The organism is Allobosea sp. (genome assembly GCF_035999205.1).
Lineage (GTDB): Bacteria > Pseudomonadota > Alphaproteobacteria > Rhizobiales > Beijerinckiaceae > Allobosea.
On record NZ_DASYHA010000023.1, the window covers coordinates 32891 to 40087 of the forward strand.

8 protein-coding genes are annotated in these 7197 nt (G+C 66.9%); 2 read left to right on the forward strand and 6 right to left on the reverse strand.

Annotated elements, in window-relative coordinates:
- Positions 1–42 precede the first annotated feature (42 nt).
- The 3 genes from grxD to purL are packed head-to-tail and all read right to left on the reverse strand — an operon-like array spanning position 43 to position 2893.
- On the reverse strand, positions 43–378 hold the full coding sequence (gene grxD / locus VGN82_RS12715) for a Grx4 family monothiol glutaredoxin (RefSeq protein WP_327527392.1): 336 nt from the start codon (positions 376–378) through the stop codon (positions 43–45).
- A gap of 56 nt (positions 379–434) precedes the next feature.
- Complete coding sequence (locus VGN82_RS12720) at positions 435–671, reverse strand: BolA family protein (RefSeq protein WP_327527393.1); 237 nt, start codon at positions 669–671, stop codon at positions 435–437.
- 11 nt (positions 672–682) lie between these two features.
- Positions 683–2893, reverse strand: a complete 2211-nt coding sequence (purL, locus tag VGN82_RS12725; protein ID WP_327527394.1) for a phosphoribosylformylglycinamidine synthase subunit PurL — start codon at positions 2891–2893, stop codon at positions 683–685.
- 183 nt (positions 2894–3076) lie between these two features.
- Here purL and VGN82_RS12730 point away from each other — a divergent pair, with 183 nt between their 5' ends.
- Positions 3077–4318 (forward strand): vWA domain-containing protein, encoded by a 1242-nt coding sequence (locus tag VGN82_RS12730; protein ID WP_327527395.1) that lies wholly within the window; start codon positions 3077–3079, stop codon positions 4316–4318.
- Here VGN82_RS12730 and VGN82_RS12735 read toward each other — a convergent pair.
- From VGN82_RS12735 to VGN82_RS12745, 3 genes are read right to left on the reverse strand one after another with little or no spacing between them, the layout of a single operon-like run.
- The gene (locus VGN82_RS12735; protein ID WP_327527396.1) at positions 4293–4745 is read right to left on the reverse strand and encodes an acyl-CoA thioesterase; all 453 of its coding nucleotides are present in this window, start codon (positions 4743–4745) and stop codon (positions 4293–4295) included. The genes VGN82_RS12730 and VGN82_RS12735 overlap by 26 nt on opposite strands.
- A gap of 27 nt (positions 4746–4772) precedes the next feature.
- Positions 4773–5663, reverse strand: a complete 891-nt coding sequence (locus VGN82_RS12740; protein ID WP_327527397.1) for a methyltransferase domain-containing protein — start codon at positions 5661–5663, stop codon at positions 4773–4775.
- A 27-nt stretch (positions 5664–5690) separates the two neighbouring features.
- On the reverse strand, positions 5691–6575 hold the full coding sequence (locus VGN82_RS12745; RefSeq protein WP_327527398.1) for a UTP--glucose-1-phosphate uridylyltransferase: 885 nt from the start codon (positions 6573–6575) through the stop codon (positions 5691–5693).
- Between the two features lie 178 nt (positions 6576–6753).
- Between VGN82_RS12745 and VGN82_RS12750 the strand changes: the two genes are divergently transcribed.
- The coding region (locus tag VGN82_RS12750; RefSeq protein WP_327525725.1) for an NAD-dependent epimerase/dehydratase family protein at positions 6754–7197 on the forward strand (444 nt) is incomplete at its 3' end.

A 7197-nucleotide genomic window follows, 5' to 3' on the forward strand; every position in this document is an offset into this window, starting at 1 on the left:
GGGTGCCGCGGGCCTTTCAATGTGTCGGCTGAAGCCGGGCGATCAGCTCGCCTGCTTGACCGCGATGCCCTTCTCCTCGAGCAGCGCCTGCAGCTCGCCGGCCTGGAACATCTCGCGGGTGATGTCGCAGCCGCCGATGAACTCGCCCTTGACGTAGAGCTGCGGGATCGTCGGCCAGTTGGAATAGGCCTTGATGCCTTCGCGGATCTCCTGATCCTCCAGCACGTTGACGCCTTTGAACGGCACGCCGACATAGGAGAGGATCTGCACGACCTGGCCGGAGAAGCCGCACATCGGGAATTGCGGCGTGCCCTTCATGAAGAGCACGACATCGGCGGACTTCACTTCGGCATCGATGCGGGCGTTGATATCGGTCATGCTTCGGTCTCCCTGAGCGGGGTCAAGGCCCGCAAGGACGGTTGGGACAGTCTGTTCTAATTCTGGGGAACCGCCGTCGTCAGCGCAAGGGCGTGCAGCACGCCGCCCATGTTACCTTTCAGCGCAGCATAGACCATCTGGTGCTGCTGCACCCGGCTCTTGCCCTTGAAGGCGGCCGAAGTGACGGTCGCCGCATAGTGGTCGCCGTCCCCGGCAAGATCCTTGATCTCGACGACCGCATCCGGCAGCGCCGCCTTGATCATCGCCTCGATGTCGTGGGCATCCATCGCCATGGTCGCTCTCCTCAGGCGGCCTTGCCGGCCATGTAGGCCGGCAGCCAGGCTTCATGGGCCTGGCGCAGTTCGGCAAGCGGGATCGCAGCCTCGCCCGGCAGGGTGAGCGCGCCCGCAGCCGTGCTGCCGAGCGCGAGCGCCGGCACGCCGGCGGCCTTCGCCTCGCAGAGAACGGCCTCGGCCGTGGCCTTCGGCACGGTCACGAGATAGCGCCCCTGGTCCTCGCCGAAGAGCACGCCATGAACCGGCCCGGCCGGCAGGCGCTCGATCACCGCGCCGACGCCGCCCGCCATCGCCATCTCGGCCAGCGCGACGGCAAGCCCGCCATCCGACAGGTCGTGGCAGGCGGTGACGCGCTGCGCCGTGATCAGGCCGCGCACGAAATCGCCGTTGCGACGCTCGACCGACAGATCGACCGGCGGCGGCGCGCCCTCCTCGCGGCTGCAGATCGTCGCGAGATAGGCGCTCTGGCCGAGCCAGCCCTGCGTCTCGCCGATCAGGATGACGCTTTCGCCCTCGGCCTTGAACGCAACGGTTGCATGCTTGGTGACGTCGGCCAGCACACCGACGCCGCCGATGGTCGGAGTCGGCAGGATCGAGACGCCATTGGTCTCGTTGTAGAGCGAGACATTGCCGGAGACGACCGGGAAGTCGAGCACCCGGCAGGCTTCGCCGATGCCCTTGATGCAGCCGACGAGCTGGCCCATCACCTCGGGCCGCTCCGGGTTGCCGAAGTTCAGATTGTCGGTGATCGCGAGCGGGGTCGCGCCGGTCGCGGTCAGGTTGCGCCAGGCTTCGGCCACGGCCTGCTTGCCGCCCTCGAAGGGATCGGCCTCGCAATAGCGCGGCGTCACGTCGGCGGTCATGGCGAGGCCCTTCGGCCCGTCCTCGATCCGGATCAGGCCGGCATCGCCGCCGGGGGTGACCACGGAATTGCCGAGGATCAGCGTGTCGTACTGCTCCCAGACCCAGCGCTTCGAACACAGGTCCGGCGAGCCGATCAGCTTCAGCAGCGCCTGCGCGTTGGTCACGGGTGCCTCGACGCTCTCCGGCGCGATGCGCTGCTGCGGCGGCGTCTCGATCCAGGGCCGGTCGTACTCGGGCGCCTCGTCGCCGAGTTCCTTGATCGGCAGATCGGCCATGGTCTCGCCCTGATGCTTCACGACAAAGCGCAGATTGTCGGTGGTGTGGCCGACGACGGCGAAATCCAGGCCCCATTTGCGGAAGATCGCCTCGGCCGGTTCCTCATGGCCCGGCTTGATCACCATGAGCATGCGCTCCTGGCTCTCCGACAGCATCATCTCATAGGCGCTCATGCCGTCCTCGCGGCAGGGCACGGCGTCGAGGTTCAGCTCCACGCCGAGATCGCCCTTGGCGCCCATCTCGACGGCAGAACAGGTCAGGCCGGCCGCGCCCATGTCCTGGATCGCGTCGACATGGCCAGCCGCCATGATCTCCAGGCAGGCCTCGAGCAGGAGCTTCTCGGCGAAGGGGTCGCCGACCTGCACGGTCGGGCGCTTCTCCTCGCCGCCCTCGCCGAATGCGGCCGAGGCCATGGTCGCGCCATGGATGCCGTCGCGGCCGGTCTTGGAACCGAGATAGACAATCGCCTTACCGACGCCCGAGGCCTTGGCGTAGAAGATCTCGTCGGCCCGGGCGATGCCGACAGCCATGGCGTTGACCAGGATGTTGCCGTCATAGCGGGTGTGGAAGCCGGTGAGGCCGCCGACATTGGGCACCCCGAAGGAATTGCCGTAGCCGCCGATGCCGGCAACGACGCCGGAGACGAGATGGTGCGTCTTCGGATGGTCCGGCGAGCCGAAGCGCAGCGCATCGAGCACCGCAATCGGCCGTGCGCCCATGGTGAAGACGTCGCGCAGGATACCGCCGACGCCCGTCGTCGCGCCCTGGTAGGGCTCGATGAAGGACGGGTGGTTGTGGCTCTCCATCTTGAAGACGATGGCCAGGCCGTCGCCGATGTCGATGACGCCCGCATTCTCGCCCGGTCCCTGGATCACCCAGGGCGCCTTGGTCGGCAGGGTCTTGAGATGGATCTTCGAGGACTTGTACGAGCAGTGCTCGTTCCACATCGCCGAGACGATGCCGAGTTCCGTGATCGTCGGCTCGCGGCCGATCAGATGCAGGAAGCGCTGATACTCGTCCGGCTTCAGGCCGTGCTCGGCAACGAGCTGCGGCGTGATCTTGATGTCGTTGGAAATCACAGGCGACGGTCCCTGGCGTTCTGACGGCGCGGCAAATCTTCGATCGCCCCACACTTCGATGCGCGGGGCATAGCGCGCCTGACCGCAGGAGACAACGCATTCCGGTGCCGTGCCCCCCTGCTGGCACGCGATCTGCGCTGTTTTTCCCGGCACGGGGCGGATCGTGCCGGGGAGATACAGTCCATGTCGCTTTTGTCTCGTTTCGGGAAAGACGCCTCCGGCAATGTCGGAATCATGTTCGGATTCCTCGCCCTGCCGATGATCGGGATCGCCGGTGCCTCGATCGATTACGCCCGCGCCACCTCCGCCCGCTCGACCCTGAACGCCGCCGTCGATTCGGCCGCGCTGATGGTCGCCCGCGACGCGACCCGGCTGACGGATGCCCAGCTCAGGATCCGTGCGGAGGCGCTGATCCGCGCCAACCTCGCCGGCAATTCAGACGCCAAGCTCGGCACCTACACGGTGGCGATCGACCGGACCGCGCGCACCGTCAACGTCACCGCCACCACCGCGGTCGAGACCAGCCTGACCAAGGTCATCGGCGTCGACACGATTCCGGTCTCCTCGACCGCCCAGTCGGCCTGGGGCACCAACACCGTCGAACTCGCGCTCGTCCTCGACAACACCGGCTCGATGGCCTCGTCCAGTAAGCTGACCGAGCTCAAGAAGGCCTCGCTCGACCTGCTCAAGATCCTGAAGGAAGCTTCGACCGCGACCGACCAGATCCGCGTTTCGGTCGTCCCCTTCGCGACGCAGGTGCGCCTGCCGACCAGCTACAAGGACTCGCCCTGGCTGCGCTACGATATGACGAAGACGACCGGCAGCGGCTCCAGCAAGAAGACGGTCTCGATCACGAAGGCGACCTGGGAAGGCTGCGTCAGCGACCGCGACAAACCCTATGACGTCAGCGACGCTGGCGCCGTCACGGGTCAGAACGCGACGTTGTTTCCGGCCGATTTCTGCGCACAGTCGACGCTGACGCCGATCCGGCCGCTGACGAGCGACTGGACCGCACTGACGAGCACGATCAATGCGATGACGCCGGTCGGCAACACCAACGTCACCATCGGTGCGGCCTGGGGCGCGGCGAGCCTCAGCCCGGGCGCGCCGCTTCCCGAGGCCGCCCCGGCCACCACGCCGCGACTGACCAAGTACATGATCTTGCTCACCGACGGCGACAACACCCAGAACCGCTTCGGCGACGGCCAGAGCACGATGGACCAGCGCACCGAGGCGGCCTGCACCAGCGCCAAGGCCGATCGCATCAAGATCTATTCGATCCGCGTCATCGACGGGAACCGCAACCTGCTGCGCGGCTGCGCCAGCGACACCGGCATGTATTACGAGGTCTCGAACGCCTCGCAGCTCACGCCGATCTTCCAGCAGATCGCCCGCGAGATCAGCCAGATCCGCCTGACGATGTGAGGGCTTCGAGCGCCGCGCGCAGATCCGCCGGAATCGGCACGGGGCGCTGCGAGGCGCGATCGACATAGACATGGGTGAAGCGGCCCTGCGCCGCCGCCCGCTCGCCCCCCTGGCGGAAGATGCCGATCCGGTAGGTCACCGAACTGTTGCCCAGCCGCTCGACGCCGAAGCCGACCTCGACGGGCTCGGGAAAGGCGACGCTCTCGAAATAGCTGCAGTTGGTCTCGACAACGAGGCCGACAGTCGCGCTGCCGGCAATGTCGAGGAAGCCGCGCTCGACCAGCCAGGCATTCACGGCCGTGTCGAACCAGGAATAATAGACCACATTGTTGACGTGGCCGTAGGCGTCGTTGTCGGCCCAGCGCGTCGGCACCGTGCGGAACGGTCCGAAGGCATCGCGGCCAAGCCGCTCCCGTTTCTCGCTCACTACGTCCCCTGCCCCCTCATTCCGGCATCAGCCCGCCTTGTCGCCGGTTCCGATCTCCGGCACGCCGAGCGCATCCGCGAGCCTGGCCTTGGCCGACCCCGGCCGCAGCGGCTTCTGCTGGCTCTCATGCGGCGCCCAGCCCGAGAGCCAGACCATTTCGAAGGTCGCGCGCAGCCGCCCGTCGGCATCGGAGAATTGTTCGGCATAGAGTGCCGCCGCACGCATCAGCGTATCCCGGCGCAGTCCGGACCGGCGTCGGGCCGTGAGCGCATTGCTCCAGCCCATGGCGCGCAGGTCGCGCAACAGGCCGAAGATGTCACGATAGCGCACGGTCACGACCTCGCTGTCGACGACCGGCAGCGCGAAGCCTGCGCGCTGCAGCAGGCTGCCGAGGTCGCGCAGATCGGCGAAGGGCGCGATGCGCGGGCTGACCCCGCCGGTGGTCTCGGCCTCCGCCTCCAGGAGCACCTGCCGGAGTTCGTGCAGCGTCCGGCCGCCGAGCAGGCAGCCGATGAAGAGCCCATCCGGCCGCAGAGCGCGGCGGATCTGGATCAGCGCGCCCGGCAGGTCGTTGACGCCCTGCAGGGCAAGCAACGAGGCCGCGAGATCGAGACTGCCCGGCCCCAGCGGCAGGTGTTCGAGATCGCCGAGAAAATCGGCCGCGAGATCGGCAGTCTCCCGGGCCGCCTCCACCATGCGTAGCGCCATCTCCGCCTTGGCGCGCAGCACCGGCGCAGCCAGCGGCAACGGCGTGCCGAGATCGACTGCGACAGTGAACCGTCGCAGCACGGCCGAGAGCCGCTCATCCAGATCCTGCGTCGCGCGCTCCAGCAGGAAGTCCGGATAATCGCCGCCAAGCGCCCGCGTCAGTCGCAGGCGCCCCAGCGCTCGGTCGAAGACGACGCCGGTTTCACTCACCCGCGCGGCTCCTGTCGATTGGGTACATCAGCGTTCCAGCAGCCGCTCGATCTCCTGGCGGAATTGCGAGCCGAGATCGCCGCCGCGGTCGAGCGCATAGGCGACATTGGCCGTCAGGAAGCCGATCTTCGAGCCGGTGTCGTAGATGTCGCCGTCGAAGCGCACAGCATGGAACGGCTCCAGCCGCGACAGCGCGATCATCGAGTCGGTGAGCTGGATCTCGCCGCCGGCCCCGGGCTCCTGGTTGGCGAGCAGGTTGAAGATTGTCGGCTGCAGGATGTAGCGACCGGTGATGTGCAGATTGGACGGCGCCGTACCCTTAGCCGGCTTCTCGACCATCTTGGTGATCTTCGAGACCTTGGCGTCGCGGTTCTCGACGCCGACGATGCCGTACTGGTGGGTCTGGTCATCCGGCACCGGAGCGACCGCGATGTGATTGCCGCCATGCTTGTTGTAGGCGTCGATCATCTCGGCCAGGCAGCCCTTGCCATGGGTGTGATGCAGCATGTCGGGCAGCATCAGCGCGAAGGGCTCGTCGTCGCCGATGATGTCGCGGGCGCACCAGACGGCGTGGCCGAGGCCGAGCGGCGCCTGCTGGCGCGTGAAGCTTGTGGCGCCAGCGGCCGGCAGATCGGCGAGCAGCCCTTCGAGTTCCTTTGTCTTGTTGCGCTTGCGCAGCGTGTCGTCGAGCTCGTAGGCGAGGTCGAAATGGTCCTCGATCACGGCCTTGTTGCGCCCGGTCACGAAGACGAAATGCTCGATGCCGGCGGCGCGCGCCTCATCGACGACATGCTGGAGGACGGGACGATCGACGACGGTCAGCATCTCCTTCGGAATCGCCTTGGTCGCGGGCAGGAAGCGGGTGCCGAGACCGGCGACGGGGAAAACGGCCTTGCGGATGCGTTTCGTCATGTAAGGTCCAATTGGCGCCTCGGCCTAGCATGGCTGTGGCGTTACGGGTGGAAGGGCGACCGCCTCGCAGCGTGTCTGGAGACGTTTTGCGACGCAGCAATACCAGAACGAGCTTGAGAACCCGTCAACGCTTTTCGCGCAATGATGATCGTCTGATGACGAGGGATGGCATTCTGCGATGGCGATTTTGGTTTCGGGCGGAGCCGGCTACATCGGCAGCCACATGGTGCTTGAACTCCTCGACCGTGGCGAGAACGTGGTCGTACTGGACAATCTCTCGACCGGCTTCTGGTGGGCGGTGCCGCCCGAGGCGACGCTGGTCAAGGGCGATATCGGCGACCAGGAACTGGTCGAGCGCGTCATCGCCGAGCACGGCATCACCGAGATCGCGCATTTCGCCGCAAGGATCGTGGTGCCGGAATCGGTCTCCGACCCGCTCGGCTACTACCTCAACAACACCGTGAAGACGCGCGCCCTGCTGGAGAGCGCCGTGCGTGGCGGCGTCAAGCGGGTGATCTTCTCCTCGACCGCCGCGGTCTATGGCGAGCCGGCGGTCAGCCCGGTGCCGGAGGAGATCGAGCTTGCGCCGATCAACCCCTATGGCCGCTCCAAGCTGATGAGC